The sequence below is a fragment of the Schaalia turicensis ACS-279-V-Col4 genome, from assembly GCF_000296505.1.
Lineage (GTDB): Bacteria > Actinomycetota > Actinomycetes > Actinomycetales > Actinomycetaceae > Pauljensenia > Pauljensenia turicensis_A.
This window is the reverse complement of record NZ_JH815208.1, coordinates 652,874-670,586: the sequence shown is the minus strand read 5'-3', so window position 1 is coordinate 670,586 and position 17,713 is coordinate 652,874. Positions and strand designations below refer to the sequence as shown.

Genomic DNA, 17,713 nt, shown 5'->3' with positions numbered 1-17,713 from the left:
GATACCTATGGATAACTGGTTTCCACAAGGAGTCCCAGCCTCGTGCGCTTCACGGAAGGCAAGACGCTAGGCTGGTTGCATGAGCGCACTGCCTTTCATCTCCGATACTTTCGACCCTGCCCGTTGGCGCGAGGTCGAAGGATTCACGCTGACCGACATGACATACCACCGCGGTATTTCGCGTGGCGAAGCCGAAGACGGCCAGCCCAAGGGCGCCGACATGCCCGTCGTTCGAATTGCATTTGACCGCCCCGACATTCGAAACGCCTTCCGCCCCCACACCGTTGATGAGCTCTATCGCTGCCTCGACCACGCACGGATGACGGGCGATGTCGCTGCGGTGATCCTGACGGGCAATGGCCCCAGCTCCAAAGACGGTGGCTATTCCTTCTGTTCGGGCGGAGACCAACGCGTGCGAGGCAACGACGGCTATCGATACGAAGTGGACGGAGCCGACTCTCAAGCCGACACTGTAGTTCGTCGCGAGCAAGTAGATCCCGCTCAGGCTGGACGCCTGCATATTCTTGAAGTTCAGCGTTTGATTCGTACCATGCCGAAAGTTGTCATCGCGGCAGTTCCTGGGTGGGCTGCCGGTGGCGGGCATTCTCTGAACGTGGTCTGTGACCTGTCCGTCGCGTCGAAAGAGCATGCTGCGTTTATGCAGACTGACGCGAATGTGGGGTCCTTTGACGCCGGATACGGGTCAGCTCTACTGGCCCGCCAGGTCGGTGACAAAAGGGCACGCGAGATCTTCTTCCTCGCCGAGCGCTACGACGGCGATACTGCTGAAAAGTGGGGCGTTGTCAACGCGTCGGTTCCCCACGCGCAACTGGAGGAACGCGCGCTCGAGTGGGCTGGCACAATCGCTACCAAGAGTCCACAGGCAGTCCGCATGCTCAAGTTCGCATTCAATTTGGCAGATGATGGAATGGCAGGCCAGCAGGTGTTCGCGGGCGAGGCCACTCGCATGGCGTATATGACTGCGGAAGCACAAGAGGGACGCGATGCATTCTTAGAGCATCGTCAGCCCGATTGGAGCGGGCACCCGTACTACTTCTAAACCGAGGAAGCCAGAACGCGGTGAAGGCTCAGTGGCATATGCGCCGGAGACACCCAGGACGACAAGAACAGCCGCAACGATACCTGCGACCGTCCACTTCATCTTGGAAGTCAGCTTGTTCAACGTCGGCTCAACCTGATCGGTTGTACATTTTTCAAGCGATTTGAGTCCCGCAAGGAGGACTGGGAAATCTGCCACAAATTCCACGACCATTCTTGGCTTAATTTAGCGCTTTTTATACGTGCAACCTAGGCTGTACGCAGTACAGAACAGACGCATTCTAGGGGGATCCACATTGACAACTCGAACGCTGGTCGTACCTGGAGGAACCTCAATCGGAGCTGTCGCTCTTGCACATGCGGCTCTTCACAAGCTGGTGGAACTTTACGAAGAACGCCAAGCTGACCCGAATCACCCCGCACCTCACACGGTGGTTGTGATGCGTGATCCGAAGGATGTTCCGCCATCAACTCTGCGCGGGGCCTCGGCAACCGTCGAAGAGGCGTTTCCAGCCGAGCGTTTCCCCTCGCTCTATCCGGCGATCACCGAGCCTGATTTCTTTAGCGGTGTCGACCTGGTCATTCCCACGTCCGGTTCGTCCGCAGGCACACCTCATCTTGTGGGCTTGTCGATCGATGCGTTGATCGCGTCCGCGCGTGCAACGCACGAAGCCCTTTCCGGGCCGGGAAAATGGATTCTAGCATTGCCGGCCCACCACATTGCCGGAGCGATGGTTTTGCTTCGCGCGGCCGTTGCCGAAACGAATCCGCAAATCGTTGATACGTCTGCGGGCTTCGATCCGCGAGCGCTTCTTCCTGCGATCGCTGGGGCTACGGCCGAGGACGGAGTTCCTGGTTATCTGTCGTTGGTTCCGACTCAGTTGGCCTCGTGCTTGGCTGACGATCAAGTGATCGAGGCTCTTTCAGGGCTTTCTGCGATTTTGGTTGGTGGCGCGCACACGCGTTCGGATCTGCTGGATGTGGCACGAGGCCGTGGTCTGAATATCGTCACGACGTATGGGATGACGGAAACGTGCGGAGGGTGCATCTATAACGGGGTGCCTCAGCCCGGTGTTGAGGTGCGAACTGTTGAGCATGATTCTCAGGCGCGGATCGCTCTTTCAGGCCCGATGCTGATGACTCGTTATGTGGACGGGGATTCCCCTCTTTTTGTTGAAGGAGGCACAACCTGGATGCTGACGGGCGATATCGGTGTGATCACGAGTGAGTCAACCGTGAAAATTCAGGGGCGCGCGGATGATGTCATTGTTTCCGGTGGTCTTTCTGTTGCTCCTGCCCCGGTCTTAGAAGCTGTTCTATCTTGCGATGAGGTAGCTGACGCATGGGTGACGTCGACTCCTGACGATAAGTGGGGCGAGTTAATCACGACGCTGGTTGTCCCGAAGAATCCTATTTCATCTGCGGACGAAGTCGATCAGTTTGCTCGGCATCTGCGTTCTGACGTGGGCGAGGTCTTGGGGCGCGTGTACGCTCCTCGCCGTGTTGTTGTGACCGGTGTTCTCCCCTACCTGTCGGAGATGAAGATCGATCGCATGGCGGCCACGAAACTGTTGAAGGATGCTGAAGACACGGTCTTTGACTGGCGTCGTTAAGGCACACTTCTTGGCTTTTGTGCCTGACATGCAACCGAAGCAGAATGCTGTTTTCAGCTTAGACAGCGTATTCTCGTGAAGCACGCTTGCGACAAACGCTCGTGAGCCCGTCACTTTTTCAGACAATGGAAAGCAGGTACTGCCACTCATGGCAACGTTGAACGACTGGATCGAAGGGGCGCGTCTTCGCACTCTGCCTGCTGCTATTGCTCCCGTGATGGTCGGTACCGCGTCAGCAATCCACATGGGTGCCGTTGCGCCAGTGCGCGCCGTTCTTGCTCTTGTCGTTGCCTTGGCGTTGCAGATCGGCGCAAACTATTCGAATGATTATTCGGACGGTATTCGAGGCACCGACGATTTCCGCCTGGGGCCTGCGCGCCTTACGGGTGGAAAGTTGACCGCTCCGAAGAATGTCCTGATTGCCGCGCTCACTTGTTTCGGGATTGCTGGTGTGGCCGGCTTAGCCCTGCTTGCTTTGTCTGGCGCATGGATTCTTCTGATCCCGGGCATTTTGGCCGTGCTTGCCACATGGTTCTACACGGGTGGCCGCACTCCCTACGGCTACATGGGGATCGGCTTGTCCGAGCTGTTCGTTTTCCTTTTCTTCGGTTTGATGGCGTGCGTGGGCACCACGTGGACTCAGATCCCTCAGGCACCGGGCTGGCTTTGGATGCTGGCATCCACGCTGGGTTTCCTGTCAGTCGCACTGCTGATGGCGAATAACATCCGCGATATTCCAACGGATCGCAAATCCGGTAAACGCACTCTTGCTGTTCGCCTGGGTGATACAACGTCGCGCAATATATTCACCGCCTGCTTTACTCTGTCCGTGATGAGCCTTGCAGTATTGCTGTTCACCCTCACCTATTCGTGGCCACTGATTCTTGTTGCCCTCATCATCACCGGATTCATGACTGCTCTCGCAGTTCTCCCGATCGTGCGTGGAGAAACTGGCGCCCGTTTGATTCCTGTTTTGCGCAACACCGGCCTGTACACGCTCGCCTGGGCGATCGAGGTCAGCGCTTTCCTGCTCCTCGCCTGATCCCCTAGCCGCTCAGCTCGGACTTTCAGCCTGAGCCTCGTACACGATGGCGAGATTGAGCACCCCGCGCATTTCGCTCGCATCCGTTGACCGCGAAGCCCTCCCCGCGAAGCCCTCGCTGCGACGCTTCAACGCTCCTTGGATAGACTGGCGCAATGGTACGCATTCTTGGCATCGTCATTTGGGCCGCGGTCACGATTTACGCGATCACGGATTGGCTTCGCACGCCCGAAGATCAAGTGCCGGCGAAGTTGCCAAAGAACATCTGGCTACTGCTGATAATCTTGACGATCCCGTCGTTGTCGATCGGGTCGATCGCGTGGATCGCCTTGCGTTTCGTCGCCAAAGCGGAAGCCGGCGAGGCTCCCATCAGCTTCTCCGTCACCCGCCTCCCCTCGGAGAAACAAACGCCCGCACCCCTTGCTCCCGATGACGATCCGGAGTTTCTTTTCCGGCTCGAGCGCGACATTCAACGCCAACGCAAGAAGGCCAGCAAGGAAAGCGCGAACGCGTCTAACGATTCCGCTCCCGATTCACCATCCGCATTCGAAGAGGGCTCGGGCGCGTCAGATACGTCCGCGAACCATGACGACGAGACCACAAACCGCAACGACCCCCAGGCTTGATCGGGTCGGCGCGATAAAGACTCAGCGTTTGAGGGCCGCTTCGGAATCCCCGGGAGTCATATCGTGTGCGTGAACAAGCAAGTCAGCGCTTGGCTCAACGTAGTCAATATCGACCAGTGTGCCGTCATCGAAAATAAACGTCGTGATCGACGCTAGGGAACAGTGCCTCGACCATGGGGCGTGTGCCAGCATCTGCTTGCGAGCAAAACGCGTGAGCAACGTAATCGGACTCTGGTGCGAAACAACAAGGGCCTCGTGACCATAGGCGCGTTTCAACGCGCCTGACAGTGCGGCACTCATGCGCGACGCAATCTGCACATACGGTTCGCCCCACGATGGCTCAAATGGATTGCGATAGTACTTCAGCACATTCGGCTTGATCAAAACCCTGCGGTCAGCATTCACCGGCTGGCCTTCGAAGATATTTCCAGCTTCGATCAGGCGAAGATCCGAGTGAATAGGAAGCTCGTAGGCGCGAGCAGTCGGGGTCGCGGTCTGCTGCGCACGAAGAAGAGGCGACGCAATGACGGCCGTGATATCCGCGTCGGTTTCTTTCAGATAGTCGGCTCCACGCTGAGCCATCTGATGTCCGAGCTCCGTCAAACCAAAACCGGGAAGACGCCCATAGAGCAGGCCGTCTGGATTATCGACTTCGCCGTGGCGCATCACGTGGATCTTCGTTGTCGTCATGGGGTAAGTCTGACACGAATCATGTGAGTGTGCGCAAAGCGGGCTCCGACCAAAGCGGGCTCCGACAGATAAAAGCGAAGGCCCGACCGAATCGGCCGGGCCTTGAAGCTCACTTCTTGTTGCGACGCTGGTGACGCGTCTTGCGCAGCAGCTTGCGGTGCTTCTTCTTTGCCATACGCTTGCGGCGCTTCTTGATGACGGAGCCCATGGGGTTCCTCCCTCTTGTTGAAACTAGCTCGCGGCAGAGGTTCCTACCGCCTGACGAATCATGCCCATTACAGGCATAGCGTTGCTATCTTACCCGTTAATGGCACTACTCACCGAAATGGAAGTCTCGGTGTGATCAGCAAGACCCGATTCGATGATCTGGCCAAGCGCTGCTTCCGGCACGCGGAAGCTCTTGCCGACGCGGATCGCAGGCAGGTCGCCAGAATGAATCAAACGGTAGACGGTCATTTTTGAGACGCGCATAATTTCCGCCACTTCAGCGACCGTTAGAAAACGGGGGGCGGAATGCGACACCATGAGAACTCCCAAAAATATCTTCGTGAGGCAGCCAGTGGCGCCGGTCCTTTTGCGCGCGTAGCCTCAGGGTCAATACTAATGCCTAAAGACAGGTTGTGGATAATTCTGGAAGAATGCGTTCAGATATCTTTACTTCGCACTCGCGCGCCGGCGAAAACCGAGAGTTTCTTTGGTGATAGCGGGGTGGTAGCGTGGCAAGGAATCATGGAATGCCAAGCGATAGGGGGCGAGTGTTGTGTCGATAAGGCGAAAGCATTCCGCATCGTCTGAACGCTCGTCGCACTCCGATGACTTCGCCGCTACCCCTCTTGTGCAATACGCAGACGAGTCCCTGGCGACACACTCAGCGTCCACGCGCCCTTTGGCTCACGAAAAAGAAACCACTCGGATGGACAAGTTCCGTGCGTGGTTTGTTTCTCAGGCCCGCTATTCGCCGGCGCGTCTGGCTCTGGGTATTTTCGCTCTGATCATTGCGGTCATCACGGGGCTTCTCTGCTTGCCTTTTGCGTCCGTGTCAACGCGTTCGGCATCGTTCGTTGACATTCTTTTCACCGCGGTTTCTGCCGTGTGTGTGACAGGTTTAACGACCGTTGATACGGCCACCCATTGGACAGTGTTCGGTCAGGTCGTCATTGCAATGGGCATCATGATCGGTGGCTTGGGCGTGATGACCCTGGCGTCGATCCTCGGTTTTGCCGTTTCACGTCACCTGGGTTTGACGCAAAGAATGCTGGCCGCCCAGGAAACAAAGTCCGACGGCCTCGGCCAAATCACGGGGCTGTTGAAGGCTGTTATCGCAACCTCACTTGTGGGCGAGTTGCTTCTTTTCCTGGTTTTCCTGCCACGTTTCCTGACCATGGGTGAAGGCGTTCTTCACTCGCTATGGGAAGCGCTTTTCATGGCGATCTCAGTGTTCAATAACGCGGGATTCGTGATTCTAGTTGGTGGGCTTGCTCCCCACGTTTCCGACTGGTGGATGCTGGCTCCGATTGCTTTAGGTACCTTCACCGGCGCCATTGGTTTCCCCGTCATCCAGGATCTTGCTCACCGTTGGCGCACCCCGCAAAAGTGGGCGCTCCACACGAAGCTGACCCTGTCGGTCTACGTGTCCTTGATCTTCATTGGCGCTGTCCTTTTCGCATTGACGGAGTGGACAAACCCGGAGACGCTGGGAGCCTTGCCTGTTCCCAGTCGTATCTTGAATGCGTTGTTATCCGGTGTGAATACACGTTCCTCGGGATTATCCGCGGTTGACGTTGGGGTGATGCGCCCGCAGACGCACTTCGTTCAAGACATCTTGATGATGATCGGTGGTGGCAGCGCATCGACGGCCGGTGGCGTGAAGGTGACGACTTTCGCCATCTTGGTACTCGCCGTTATCGCCGAGGCTCGAGGTGATCAGGACATCGAAACCTTTGGCCGTCGCATTGCTCCGTCGGTTGTCCGCCTTGCTGTTGCCGTCTCGCTGTTGGGGCTGGCAATGGTGGCCGTTTCCGTTGTTATTTTGCTGAGCCTGACGAACTATTCGCTGGACACGATTCTGTTCGAAACAATTTCTGCCTTCGCAACAGTTGGCTTGTCGACAGGCATTACGGCGACTTTGCCTCCACTAGCGAAGTATGTCTTGATCGCCCTGATGTTTGCCGGCCGAACGGGGTCGATGACGGTTGCTGCAGCTCTGGCTCTTCGTGAGCGTTCTCGCGTGATCCGCATGCCCGAGGAACGCCCAATTATCGGCTAACGTTGTGCATGATCGGCCACCGGGAAAAAGAGGGCCACGAAGGTGCGGCCGGCCTCGTCGCTTGGTGCGAACGGCCACCTACCTGCCCGCCCACGCCGCGGCCTGTCTGCCCCATACCCATTGGAAACAAAAACAGGGCATAATTGCGCCATGGCATCAGATGACATCAAGGACCTTTCGTCCGGCACCCTGGCTATCGGATTGGGTCGTTTCGGGTCGGCAGTTGCGGTCACACTCGACAAGCTGGGATACGAGATCCTGGCAGTGGAAAAGAACCCCGCTCGCGTTCAGGCGTTCGCCGGCAGGTTCCCACTGGTGGAGGCCGACGCAACGAGTATCGAGGCTCTTGAACAGCTAGGTGCTCGCGATTTCCGCGCTGCCGTGGTTGGCGTCGGCTCGTCCTTGGAAGCGTCCGTGCTCATCACAGCAAACTTGGTTGACATGGGGATGCCGTCGATTTGGGCGAAGGCAACCTCGCGTGAACACGGTCGAATCCTGCGTCGTATTGGCGCTCATCACGTCATCTATCCCGAGTTTGATGCCGGCCAGCGCACGGCTCACCTCGTTGGTGGTCGCATGATCGACTACATCGAGATGGAGAAGGACGGCTTCGCGATTATGAAGTTGCGTCCACCAAAGGAAGTGCACGGTTTTACGTTGGCCGATCTGGATCTACGAGGCCGGTATGGCGTGAATATGCTCGGCTTGCTCAGGCCGGGAATGCCGTTCGAGTACGCCGATGCAACGACCCGCATTAATCCCGAAGACGTCATCATCGTATCGGGCGATGCGCGCCTTCTGGAGTACTTCGCGAACCGTCCATAAAGTCGCATCACTTCAGCGGGTTGCACCACGTCATGTGGAATTGCAATCGGGTTTCTACACGGTGGGCTGTAGCGTTGTTCTATGGCTAAGGAAAAGATCAGCTACCGATGCACCGACTGCGGGTGGACTTCACCCAAATGGGTCGGCCAGTGTCGCGAGTGCCAGGCGTGGGGAACAGTGGAAGAGGCCAGCGCGGGTGGCGCCATCGCTGGTGTTGCCACGCCGGTTGCACCCAGGGTTCTTGCCCGACCTATTGCTGACGTTGATTCTGCTCAAGCCCAGTCTCGTCCAACAGGGGTGGGGGAAGTCGACCGCGTCTTGGGTGGGGGCATTGTTCCCGGTGCGGTGATCCTTCTTGCCGGTGAACCGGGCGTTGGCAAATCAACACTTCTTTTAGACGTTGCCGCACGCGCCGCGCGGGATTCAGGGAAAAAGGGGCCGGTTCTTTACATCACGGGTGAAGAATCATCGTCGCAGGTGAAGGCTCGCGCAGAACGCATTGGAGCGATTCACAATGATCTTCTGCTCGCCGACGACAATTCTCTGCCGACCATTTTGGGGCACGTGGATGCGACTTCTCCTTCGCTTCTGGTGGTTGATTCGGTTCAGACAATTCAGTCTCCACAGGTTGATGGTGGCGCGGGTGGTGTCGCGCAGGTACGCGCTGTTGCCGCTGGGCTGATTCGCTTGGCTAAGGAACGAAACCTGCCGATTCTTCTGGTTGGTCACGTAACAAAAGACGGCGGGATCGCCGGCCCTCGCGTCCTTGAGCACCTTGTGGATGTGGTGTGTCAGTTTGAGGGCGAACGCCATTCACGCCTACGCCTATTGCGGGCAGTCAAGAACCGCTACGGACCAACTGACGAGGTCGGTTGTTTTGAACTGATCGATTCTGGGATCCGCGCTCTGCCGGATCCTTCCGGATTGTTCTTGTCACAGACGTCGCGTGATGTCCCAGGATCGTGCGCGACCGTGTCGCTTGAAGGCCGACGCCCCATGCCGATCGAGATTCAAGCTCTTCTTGCCCCTAGCGCGGGCGGATCTCCCCGGCGCACAACATCGGGCGTCGACCATTCGCGTGTTTCGATGATCTTGGCGGTGGCACAATCGCGATTGGGACTCGATTCGTCTTCCTTAGACGTGTATGCCTCAACCGTTGGTGGAGCCAAGACAACTGAGCCCGCCATTGACCTTGCTACCGCCATTGCGATCATCTCGGCTTTTAAGGGCACTCCCCCACGGGAGTCACTCGTTGCGATGGGTGAAATCGGTTTAACCGGAGAAATCCGAGCATGCACCGGACTTGGGCGTCGCCTCACGGAAGCCGCTCGTCTGGGGTTCACAACGGCGATCATTCCCGCACAGGGAAGCGAAGATTTGCCACCAATCGAGGGAATGACCGTGTTCACCGTCTCTGATCTTTCAACAGCCATTCGTGTTGGTCTCCCGTAAAATTTCAATAGATGCTCGATAAAGGAAGGCCCGAGCGATGACCGACGATTCCGTAACTCTCCGTGAAGCCCTGCAGGCTGTTGCTCCAGGCACAGACCTCCGCGAGGGACTTGAACGCATTAAGCGTTCGCACACAGGGGCGTTGATCGTGCTCGGATACACGCCTGAAATTGAAGCCATGTGTTCGGGCGGCTTCGATCTCGATATTCCTTTCAGCGCCTCGCGTCTTCGCGAACTCTGCAAGATGGACGGCGCTGTCATCTTGGACAAAAACAACTGGCAGATCCGAAAGGCGAACGTCCAGCTACTTCCAGACCCGTCGATTCCGACGGAAGAATCCGGTATGCGCCACCGCACGGCTCAGCGTACCGCCCGCCAAACACACTTGCCTGTCCTGTCACTCTCGGCGTCGATGCGCATGATTTCCATCTACGTTGGACCTCATCACCACTTGGTTGAAGAGCCTGAATCTCTGCTGGCACGCGCAAACCTGGCCGTCGACACATTGGACCGCTACTCGCAGCGTCTTGACGAGGTCCTCCAGACTCTGACCGTTCTTGAGATGCGCGATTCTGCGACCGTTCGTGATGTCGCAACCGTTATGCAGCGCATGGAAATGATCCGCAGGATCACATCCGAAATTAATGGTTATCTTGAAGAACTCGGTTCGGAAGGTCGACTACTTGCGCTGCAGCTTGATGATCTGATCCGAGGCTCCGCATCCGAACGTGCGCTGGTGATGCGCGATTACATTCGCGATCAAGCAAATGTTGCTTCGGTCGAAAAGCATCTGTCGGATATGCCCAGTGAAAAGCTCGTCGACCTGGCAGTAATCGCTAACGTTCTTGGCCTGTCCGTCTTTGAGGTCGCTGACCTCGACCGTGAGATCCAACCTCGTGGTATTCGTTCGCTGTCGTTGGTTCCGCATCTTCCGTGGAGCGTCATCAAAGAACTGACCACCCACTGGGATTCATTCGCATCTCTACGTGGAGCTTCCGTGGACGAACTCCAGAGCATCGAAGGAATCGGCCCCTACCGCGCACGCTTGATTCGCGACAGTTTGGAACACCAAGCCCAGGTTGCCGCAAACGGAATTGTCGGCTGGTAATTCTTCGAATTGAGCACTACTCCAAACTGCATAAGCCCTCTGGCGAAGTAACTGTTGAACCGACAGACTTTTCACCTTCAGTTCATTCTGCGAGGTTTTCTCAGGCTCGACGATCCTGCTGAGCCCTACGCAGCAGGATCCGGTTCGGGGGCAATCACAACAAACGCACTCTTATCCGTTACCGAGCGAGCTCCCACATACAGCTGAGCGTTATAGGTTCCCGCAGCGGCAACCGGTGCCGAACTGGTTTCTTCCCCCTCAGCAAGCTCAACGCATCCGCCTAAGTGATGACGCCCATCCCACGTGATACTGGTAGCCCATTCAAGGTCAGGGGCCAATACCAGCTTCGTCGCCGTCTCATCGAACGCAGAACACTGCGCTGAATCATAAATCAGCTGGTCACCACTGGTGATCTTGAGTGAAACCTGCCCGAAGGTTGTCCAGCAGGAAATATTTCCCTCATTTTTCACGATAACACTGACTTCCTCGCCAGCGCCCTCGTTCGTATCCGTCGTCGATGCCTGATACTTAATCGCGGCCGAAGTACAGCGAGGGATCGTCACCGAATCATCGGCAGCAATAATCCCATCCTTGGTGACCTTATCGGTTGAGCGAAGACGAATCTCACCATCACCAGATTGCACCGTCTCTTCGGTGTATACCGAAATCGACTGAGGTCCTTCCACCTGCTTCTTCGTTGCATCTGTTGCCATCATGACGAGCGAATAGATGCCCCACCCAAGCAGAGCAATAATCAGAAGAAGACCCGTGCCCGTGATGATACGTCGCGGCCAGAGATTCACTTTTTTCACGCGCTTCTTCGCAGGCTGAGGCCGAGGTGCTGTGGAAGATGAGCCCATCGCCGAATTCCTCCTTATGAAGTAAAAGCAGGCAAAAACGTGTGGTTCGTCGAATCAGGCGGGGCTGACATTCGGGCTGTGATGCTCCGGATCATCGTCAGCATCGATGACGCACCAGCGTTCAACGATAACCGCACACACGCACCAAATGATTCCCGCAACGGCGCTCAACCCAGAAATCACAGCATTGGCAACCATTGCTGGAGCCCCAATACGTGCCATCGAAATGAGCATGAGAGCGATAAGCGTACCCGTGACGATTGATGAAACATACGCGCTGGCGCGGGCTGCCACGGCGATACGCAACGCATTGAGCGCGTTCACCCAGGTTTTACGGTGAGCAAGATAGCGCTTCACATGAATACCCGACCAGATCAGCATGAGCGCAAGGAAAAGTTCAAGCACCATGATCATCGGAGTGACTTCAAGTGGAGTGCCACCCATGATGACAACACCCATTCCGATCACGCCCACCAAGAGCAACGCAATGATTGCGTACCCAATCAGACGAGGTAACGAAACGGGTTTCATTCACTCACCCTGATCTTTAGTCAGTGGAATGTGTCCAGTTGAAGAGGGACGAACCACAAGCTTGCGGATGATCGATGTCTTCGTTACTTCAGAGTCATCGATCGGACCGCGAAGCGCATCTGCCGGTAGCTGAGGATCAACGATTGAACGTCGCTGAACGGCCCCAGATGACGAAAGAGCATCGACGGGGCTTGGTTCGTCAACAATACGTACCTCACGATGAGCGAAATCCCAACTCGGAAGAGCACGTGACGTCGGCCGAACCTCACCCTTGCGAGCGTTTTCAGGCACACGATCTTCGGTCGGGTTCAGTTCTTGGGCTTCGTCACGCGGGAACAGTGGGAACCACTTCAGTGAGCGTCCAAACCCCTGCAGACGATGGGAAGACGTCGACTTGGAAACAGGTTCTGACTCCCGGCCAGCCTCTTCACCCGCTGATGTTTCTTCGTCGTCATGAACGTCTGCATCAGCATCCGCAACAGATTCTTCCTGCGCATCCACGTTAGGAGGAATAGAAGCCTCGTCGCTCATCTCGACGGGCGATTCCGATTCTGTTTCGTTCCCTTCGACCAAGTTGTCCTGATCAAGCATCACCGGATTATCAACGTCCAGCTCAGGCACCTCGACGATATCGCCAGATTCTTCCTGGTACTGAGTGTCAGCTTCGTCCTGCTCAGCAACGGTTTCTAAGGCCTCGTCGGCCCGGCTCAGCGACCACTTGGCCCACAACGCGTTCCAGAGTTTGTCATCTGCTCCCTTATCCGGTTGCAGATTCACGCGAGAGATAGCCGGCATACGGTCAAGACGAGTCTCTTCACCTTCAAGAGTCGGAGGAGCAGCTAACGCGACCGACAGATCCGACAGATCCAAGTCATACAAGCTCGGAACACGTGGCGTCTGAGACTCAGCATCAACGCCAACAGCAGAGTCCTGCCGAAGCTCAGACTCCGATTCAGGCATCGCGTCAGCCGAACGTGTCTCTTCGAGATCCACAATCGAAGAGACACGAGCAGACGAAGTAGCATTCAGACACTCATCCGACTCAGCGATCACGGACGCTGGGTCCATCAGCCAATCTTCAACCGCGTCAATGATGCCATCTTTGTCCGAGGCATCGTTGAAAAGCTTTTCAACTTCCACCCCATCAAGCTGGGCCGAAGAATCAGCCATCAGCCAAGGAGCGAGAACAAAAGCACGAGAATGCGCGCGAATATGCGGAAGAACAAGCACGCCATCGTCGTATGAAATACCCGCGTAATCGACAATGTCAATGTCCAGCGTGCGCGCACCCCAGTGCTCGCTACGTTCGCGCCCAGCTGCGTCCTCAAGTTCGTGGGCAACGTCGAGGACCTCGCGCGGGGTCAAATCTGTATCAACCAGTACGACAGCATTCCAGTAGTCACTCTGCGGCTCCTGGTTCTCGTTCAAAACAGGAAGTGTGCGTAGGATCGGCGATACGTTCACAACGTCGAAACGCGCATCATCAATCAACGCTTCGATTGCCGAAGCGAAGGTTGACGGCACGTCACCAATATTTCCGCCCAATGCCAAGACCACTCGGACGGGCGATGCCGGACAATCCTCACCCTGATCGGCTACCTCGTCTACCTCGGAATCAAGGGCAAGGACAGGAACCAAAGCCGAAGGTCGCGGCGAAGAAGAATCCGTGTCCACGACAGACGCCGATTCGCTCAGGTTCGCGAGCCGATCATCATCGGCCATATCACCGCCAGTAGCGACTGAGCCGGGGTGGCCGGCCTCGTCGATAAAGGAACGATCCCGGGCAGAATCTGACACGCCAGCTGACGCGGACACATCAGGAGACGAAGATGCAGATGACGGCACAGCAAGCGGAACCTGCCCGCGACGAACCGTCACCGACACATCCACAAATGGCTGTTCAAGCGGGGCCTGGGGCTTGTGAACCGTCACTTCAACGCCGAGGACGTGAGCCAAGCGCAAAAGACGCCTCGCAATCGCATTGCCGAGGGTCTCGATCAGCTTCACGGAGGGACCTGAAACAATCGACGTGATTTCATCCGCGACCAGCGCATACGACACAGTGTCGGCGATATCATCTGACGATGAGGAAGCGGACGTATCCACCCACAGGGCACAGTCGACGATAAACGGCTGGGGCGCGTCATGCTCGAAGTCAAATACACCGTGAGCAGCCTCAACGTGCAGACCACGCAAAGTGATGACGTCAAGCGGCGAGCTCATCGCGTTTCCTCATTTCCTTCACGCATCATGGCAACATTCAAGCCAACGTTGTGAACGCGAACCGCCCACACACTGTTACGCATGCACGTCACACTGATCCGACCAGTTTCTTCGTCCATGTCCCGCCCAGTCGCTTTGATGAAACGCTTACGGGACGCGCCGATAAGAATAGGGTAGCCCAGTGCGGTCAGTTCCCCTAGAGAACGCACAATCTGCCAGCATTGTTCGTTCGTCAGCGAGAATCCGAGACCGGGATCAATGACAATTGCATCGCCACTCACGCCGGCATCCAGAGCCAGATCAACCTGGTGCATCAGACGCTCCGACAGTGTTGCCATCAAGTCGGAGCCGTAGTCGAAGTGTTCACCAGGCATTCCGGGAAGCGCACGATAGTGCTGAAGAATGAAACCTGCCTTCGTATCCGCAACAACCGAGAGCATCTGCGGATCCCAGCCACCACCGGACACATCGTTAATGATCAGCGCCCCAGCTTCCATGGCACGCACCGCGCTCACAGCGTGCAACGTATCAACCGAGCAAACGATCCCATCTTCAGCCAGCGATGAAACGACGGGACCAATGCGTTTCCACTCTTCGTCCGTATCGATCCGCGTTGACCCGGGAGCGGTGGACTCGCCACCAATGTCGACCAGCGTAGCCCCTTCGGCGATCATCTGGTGCGCATGTTCGATCGCGGCATCCACGTGCGCCCATTTCCCGCCGTCTGAAAAAGAGTCGGGAGTGACGTTGAGGATGCCCATGACCAGCGTGTTTTCGCCCCCAAGCGTACGGCCATCAGGCAGAAGCGGACCGCGGAGATTCACGAACGATCACCTCCAAGGACGAGAGCCATCATCTCAGCGCGTGTCGTTCCGTCATTCATGATTCCGCGCAGTGCACTGGTAACAGTGGAAGACCCGGGCTTCGTGATGCCACGCATGGACATGCACATATGCTCTGCTTCCATAACGACGATGACTCCCTGGGGGCAAAGGACCTCGTCGATGGCGTCCGCGATCTGCGCGGTCAGGCGTTCTTGAACCTGAGGGCGACGCGCGTAGCCTTCGACGACACGTGCGAGCTTCGACAGGCCAGTGACCTTGCCACCGCACGGAATATAACCGACGTGTGCACGACCGTAGAAGGGGAGCAGGTGGTGTTCGCAGATAGAGTGGAAGGTGATGTCGCGGACTAGGACAAGTTCGTCCGTTCCCGCCTCAAACTGAGTACGCAGGTAGTCGCGCGGATCTTCTTCCAAGCCAGAGAGCATTTCACGCCATGCGCGCGCCATCCGTTCAGGAGTACCTGCCATACCTTCGCGCGTCGGGTCCTCGCCGATCGCAATCAGCAGGTCGCGCGACGCTTTTTCCACGCCGGCCGCGTCGTACGCCATCAGTTCTCCCCTGCTTGGCTTTCGTTCGTGGACGAGGCCGGGGCCTCTTCAACACGGTCAGCTTGCTGGGCCGGCGCAGTGGGAGTCTGAGCCGAGGGAATACCCACGGGGTTACCCAAGCGAGCACCTTCAATAGCGGCATCCGCGCCGTAGTTCCAAACGGGGCGCTCATCCTGCTTAACGACATCCTTGAAGATTTCAGCAAGCTGAGCTTCATCCAGGGTCTCTTCGTCCAGTAGGCGCTGGGCAAGGGTGTCCAAGACATCGCGGTTCTTGGTCAGAATCTCCCATGCTTCGCGCATAGCGCCATCCAAGAGTAGGCGAACTTCATCGTCGATGATGCCAGCCATCTCGTTAGAGTAGGGGCGAGCTTCAGAGCCACCGCCGTGACCGAAAGCTTCGGTGTCGGTGGTGCCAAGCTTGACCAGACCCACGCGCTCAGACATACCGTAATCAGTGATCATGGCGCGTGCGGTCTTGGTGGCCTGCTGGATGTCGTTTGCCGGGCCCGTCGACGGATCGCGGAAGATGAGTTCTTCGGCTACGCGACCACCCATTGCGTACACCAGTTCATCGAGGAGCTGGTTGCGCGTGTGGTTGAAGCGGTCTTCGGTCGGCATGACCATGGTGTAGCCGAGCGCGCGACCACGCGGCAGGATCGTCACTTTCGTGACTGGGTCGGTATAGCGCAACGCTGCGGCGCAGAGTGCGTGACCACCCTCGTGGTAGGCGGTAACAGCCTTGTCATGGTCATTCATCACGCGGGTGCGCTTCTGCGGGCCGGCAATCACGCGATCGATTGCTTCGTCAATCGCACGATTGTCGATCAGGTCCGCGTTCGAGCGCGCTGTCAGCAGGGCTGCTTCGTTCAGAACGTTGGCCAAGTCAGCGCCGGTGAAACCAGGGGTGCGCTTCGCGATCTGGCGCAGATCAACGTCGTTGGTCATGGGCTTGCCACCAGCGTGGACCTTCAGGATGGCTTCGCGGCCCTTCAAGTCGGGAGCTTCAACAGCGATCTGACGGTCAAAACGACCCGGGCGAAGAAGAGCCGGATCCAGAATGTCAGGGCGGTTCGTTGCAGCGATCATGATGATGTTCGCACGCTCGTCGAAGCCGTCCATTTCAACCAGCAACTGGTTCAGAGTCTGTTCACGTTCGTCGTTGCCACCGCCAATGCCGGAGCCACGGTGGCGACCAACTGCGTCGATTTCGTCGACGAAGATGATCGCGGGAGCCGCCTTCTTGGCGCGCTCGAACAGGTCGCGAACACGAGATGCACCGACGCCGACGTAGAGTTCCATGAACTCCGAACCGGAGATTGAGAAGAACGGGGCGTGCGCTTCACCTGCGACCGCCTTGGCCAGCAGGGTCTTGCCGGTTCCGGGAGGACCGTAGAGCAGAACACCACGCGGGATGCGTGCACCAACCTTGTGGAACTTGTCAGGCGAAGCCAAGAATTCGCGGATTTCTTCGAGTTCTTCGACGGCCTCGTCTTCTCCGGCAACGTCAGCAAAAGAGATGTCGGGGCGTTCCTGGTTAAATTCCTTTGCCTTGGATTGGGCGAATCCGCCCATCATCCGCGAGCCGGACAATCTGGACATCAAGAACCAGAAGGCGAGCATCAGGATCAGGATGGGGATGACCATCTGTAGGACGGCAGAAATGGCTGACCCCTGGGGACGAATGGCGTTCCATCCCTTTACGGGGGCCTTTTCAGTGACCGTGGTAAGAATCTCTTCGGTCTGGGTGTACGAGTACGTGAAGTAGACGTTCTTACCCAGATTGCGAGTCCTATCCCCCAGGCCGGTGGCCTCGTGTGTGTAGTCCTGCGTCAGCGTCAGGTTGACCTGCTGGGTGCCCTCGTTCAGGACAACGCGTGACACGGTTTCACCCTTGAGGATTTCGAGGCCCTCGGACGTGTCAACTGCGCGCGGTTGGAAGTACTGCCAGAGGAACCATCCACCGATCATGAAAATCATGAAAGGGACGATGATTCCAGTCCAGCGAACTCGCTTCTTCTTTGCC

18 protein-coding genes are annotated in these 17,713 nt (G+C 57.1%); 8 read left to right on the top strand and 10 right to left on the bottom strand.

Going from position 1 to position 17,713, the window contains the following annotated elements; all coding sequences use genetic code 11:
- Positions 1-79: 79 nt before the first annotated feature.
- Complete coding sequence (locus HMPREF9241_RS02930) at positions 80-1,060, top strand: 1,4-dihydroxy-2-naphthoyl-CoA synthase (protein WP_006680790.1); 981 nt, start codon at positions 80-82, stop codon at positions 1,058-1,060.
- Here HMPREF9241_RS02930 and HMPREF9241_RS02925 read toward each other — a convergent pair.
- The gene (locus HMPREF9241_RS02925) at positions 1,013-1,258 is read right to left on the bottom strand and encodes a hypothetical protein (RefSeq protein ID WP_131367608.1); all 246 of its coding nucleotides are present in this window, start codon (positions 1,256-1,258) and stop codon (positions 1,013-1,015) included. The genes HMPREF9241_RS02930 and HMPREF9241_RS02925 overlap by 48 nt on opposite strands.
- Before the next feature lie 97 nt (positions 1,259-1,355).
- Here HMPREF9241_RS02925 and HMPREF9241_RS02920 point away from each other — a divergent pair, with 97 nt between their 5' ends.
- The 3 genes from HMPREF9241_RS02920 (at position 1,356) to HMPREF9241_RS02910 (ending at position 4,340) form a co-directional block, all read left to right on the top strand.
- Positions 1,356-2,672 carry an AMP-binding protein gene (locus HMPREF9241_RS02920; protein ID WP_006680788.1) on the top strand — a complete coding sequence of 439 codons (1,317 nt, stop codon included), beginning with the start codon at positions 1,356-1,358 and terminating at the stop codon, positions 2,670-2,672.
- Between the two features lie 148 nt (positions 2,673-2,820).
- Positions 2,821-3,714, top strand: a complete 894-nt coding sequence (locus tag HMPREF9241_RS02915) for a 1,4-dihydroxy-2-naphthoate polyprenyltransferase (RefSeq protein WP_006680787.1) — start codon at positions 2,821-2,823, stop codon at positions 3,712-3,714.
- Between the two features lie 155 nt (positions 3,715-3,869).
- A complete protein-coding gene (locus HMPREF9241_RS02910; protein WP_006680786.1) occupies positions 3,870-4,340 on the top strand; it encodes a hypothetical protein in 471 nt (156 codons plus the stop codon).
- A 21-nt stretch (positions 4,341-4,361) separates the two neighbouring features.
- On the opposite strand, the gene HMPREF9241_RS02905 is transcribed toward HMPREF9241_RS02910, so the two are convergent.
- The 3 genes from HMPREF9241_RS02905 to HMPREF9241_RS02900 all read right to left on the bottom strand — a co-directional run bounded on the left by HMPREF9241_RS02905 (position 4,362) and on the right by HMPREF9241_RS02900 (position 5,555).
- Positions 4,362-5,030 (bottom strand): histidine phosphatase family protein, encoded by a 669-nt coding sequence (locus tag HMPREF9241_RS02905; RefSeq protein ID WP_006680785.1) that lies wholly within the window; start codon positions 5,028-5,030, stop codon positions 4,362-4,364.
- 109 nt (positions 5,031-5,139) lie between these two features.
- The gene (locus HMPREF9241_RS09010; protein WP_003792170.1) at positions 5,140-5,238 is read right to left on the bottom strand and encodes a 30S ribosomal protein bS22; all 99 of its coding nucleotides are present in this window, start codon (positions 5,236-5,238) and stop codon (positions 5,140-5,142) included.
- An 89-nt stretch (positions 5,239-5,327) separates the two neighbouring features.
- Positions 5,328-5,555 carry a helix-turn-helix domain-containing protein gene (locus tag HMPREF9241_RS02900; protein WP_006680784.1) on the bottom strand — a complete coding sequence of 76 codons (228 nt, stop codon included), beginning with the start codon at positions 5,553-5,555 and terminating at the stop codon, positions 5,328-5,330.
- A gap of 388 nt (positions 5,556-5,943) precedes the next feature.
- Between HMPREF9241_RS02900 and HMPREF9241_RS02895 the strand changes: the two genes are divergently transcribed.
- The 4 genes from HMPREF9241_RS02895 to disA all read left to right on the top strand — a co-directional run bounded on the left by HMPREF9241_RS02895 (position 5,944) and on the right by disA (position 10,681).
- On the top strand, positions 5,944-7,296 hold the full coding sequence (locus HMPREF9241_RS02895) for a TrkH family potassium uptake protein (RefSeq protein WP_131367607.1): 1,353 nt from the start codon (positions 5,944-5,946) through the stop codon (positions 7,294-7,296).
- 150 nt (positions 7,297-7,446) lie between these two features.
- Positions 7,447-8,121 (top strand): potassium channel family protein, encoded by a 675-nt coding sequence (locus HMPREF9241_RS02890; RefSeq protein ID WP_040318363.1) that lies wholly within the window; start codon positions 7,447-7,449, stop codon positions 8,119-8,121.
- A gap of 81 nt (positions 8,122-8,202) precedes the next feature.
- Positions 8,203-9,573 (top strand): DNA repair protein RadA, encoded by a 1,371-nt coding sequence (gene radA / locus HMPREF9241_RS02885; RefSeq protein ID WP_006680781.1) that lies wholly within the window; start codon positions 8,203-8,205, stop codon positions 9,571-9,573.
- A gap of 37 nt (positions 9,574-9,610) precedes the next feature.
- Positions 9,611-10,681, top strand: coding sequence for a DNA integrity scanning diadenylate cyclase DisA (gene disA / locus HMPREF9241_RS02880; protein WP_006680780.1), 1,071 nt, complete (start codon positions 9,611-9,613; stop codon positions 10,679-10,681).
- Positions 10,682-10,806: 125 nt separating this feature from the next.
- Here the strand turns inward: disA and HMPREF9241_RS02875 are convergent, their stop codons facing one another.
- The 6 genes from HMPREF9241_RS02875 to ftsH are packed head-to-tail and all read right to left on the bottom strand — an operon-like array spanning position 10,807 to position 17,667.
- A complete protein-coding gene (locus HMPREF9241_RS02875) occupies positions 10,807-11,541 on the bottom strand; it encodes a hypothetical protein (protein ID WP_006680779.1) in 735 nt (244 codons plus the stop codon).
- Positions 11,542-11,595: 54 nt separating this feature from the next.
- Positions 11,596-12,072 carry a DUF3180 domain-containing protein gene (locus HMPREF9241_RS02870; RefSeq protein WP_006680778.1) on the bottom strand — a complete coding sequence of 159 codons (477 nt, stop codon included), beginning with the start codon at positions 12,070-12,072 and terminating at the stop codon, positions 11,596-11,598.
- Entirely contained in the window at positions 12,073-14,295 is a 2,223-nt protein-coding gene (gene folK, locus HMPREF9241_RS08765) for a 2-amino-4-hydroxy-6-hydroxymethyldihydropteridine diphosphokinase (protein ID WP_006680777.1), read from the bottom strand.
- Positions 14,292-15,119, bottom strand: coding sequence for a dihydropteroate synthase (folP, locus tag HMPREF9241_RS02860; protein ID WP_006680776.1), 828 nt, complete (start codon positions 15,117-15,119; stop codon positions 14,292-14,294). Before folP ends, folK begins: the two co-directional genes overlap by 4 nt.
- Positions 15,116-15,688: a GTP cyclohydrolase I FolE gene (folE, locus tag HMPREF9241_RS02855; RefSeq protein ID WP_006680775.1), complete on the bottom strand. Its 573-nt coding sequence runs from the start codon at positions 15,686-15,688 to the stop codon at positions 15,116-15,118. Before folE ends, folP begins: the two co-directional genes overlap by 4 nt.
- Positions 15,688-17,667: an ATP-dependent zinc metalloprotease FtsH gene (gene ftsH / locus HMPREF9241_RS02850; protein ID WP_103632698.1), complete on the bottom strand. Its 1,980-nt coding sequence runs from the start codon at positions 17,665-17,667 to the stop codon at positions 15,688-15,690. Before ftsH ends, folE begins: the two co-directional genes overlap by 1 nt.
- Between the last annotated feature and the right edge of the window lie 46 nt (positions 17,668-17,713).

What these genes read in the sequence shown, in the direction of transcription:
- HMPREF9241_RS02910 (WP_006680786.1), top strand. Translation starts at nt 3,870, where the DNA reads ATGGTACGCATTCTTGGCATCGTCATTTGGGCCGCGGTCACGATTTAC.
- HMPREF9241_RS02900 (WP_006680784.1), bottom strand. Translation starts at nt 5,555, where the DNA reads ATGGTGTCGCATTCCGCCCCCCGTTTTCTAACGGTCGCTGAAGTGGCG.
- HMPREF9241_RS02905 (WP_006680785.1), bottom strand. Translation starts at nt 5,030, where the DNA reads ATGACGACAACGAAGATCCACGTGATGCGCCACGGCGAAGTCGATAAT.
- HMPREF9241_RS02930 (WP_006680790.1), top strand. Translation starts at nt 80, where the DNA reads ATGAGCGCACTGCCTTTCATCTCCGATACTTTCGACCCTGCCCGTTGG.
- HMPREF9241_RS02890 (WP_040318363.1), top strand. Translation starts at nt 7,447, where the DNA reads ATGGCATCAGATGACATCAAGGACCTTTCGTCCGGCACCCTGGCTATC.
- folK (WP_006680777.1), bottom strand. Translation starts at nt 14,295, where the DNA reads ATGAGCTCGCCGCTTGACGTCATCACTTTGCGTGGTCTGCACGTTGAG.
- HMPREF9241_RS02895 (WP_131367607.1), top strand. Translation starts at nt 5,944, where the DNA reads ATGGACAAGTTCCGTGCGTGGTTTGTTTCTCAGGCCCGCTATTCGCCG.
- ftsH (WP_103632698.1), bottom strand. Translation starts at nt 17,667, where the DNA reads ATGATTTTCATGATCGGTGGATGGTTCCTCTGGCAGTACTTCCAACCG.
- HMPREF9241_RS02875 (WP_006680779.1), bottom strand. Translation starts at nt 11,541, where the DNA reads ATGGGCTCATCTTCCACAGCACCTCGGCCTCAGCCTGCGAAGAAGCGC.
- disA (WP_006680780.1), top strand. Translation starts at nt 9,611, where the DNA reads ATGACCGACGATTCCGTAACTCTCCGTGAAGCCCTGCAGGCTGTTGCT.
- folE (WP_006680775.1), bottom strand. Translation starts at nt 15,688, where the DNA reads ATGGCGTACGACGCGGCCGGCGTGGAAAAAGCGTCGCGCGACCTGCTG.
- HMPREF9241_RS02870 (WP_006680778.1), bottom strand. Translation starts at nt 12,072, where the DNA reads ATGAAACCCGTTTCGTTACCTCGTCTGATTGGGTACGCAATCATTGCG.
- HMPREF9241_RS09010 (WP_003792170.1), bottom strand. Translation starts at nt 5,238, where the DNA reads ATGGGCTCCGTCATCAAGAAGCGCCGCAAGCGTATGGCAAAGAAGAAG.
- radA (WP_006680781.1), top strand. Translation starts at nt 8,203, where the DNA reads ATGGCTAAGGAAAAGATCAGCTACCGATGCACCGACTGCGGGTGGACT.
- HMPREF9241_RS02915 (WP_006680787.1), top strand. Translation starts at nt 2,821, where the DNA reads ATGGCAACGTTGAACGACTGGATCGAAGGGGCGCGTCTTCGCACTCTG.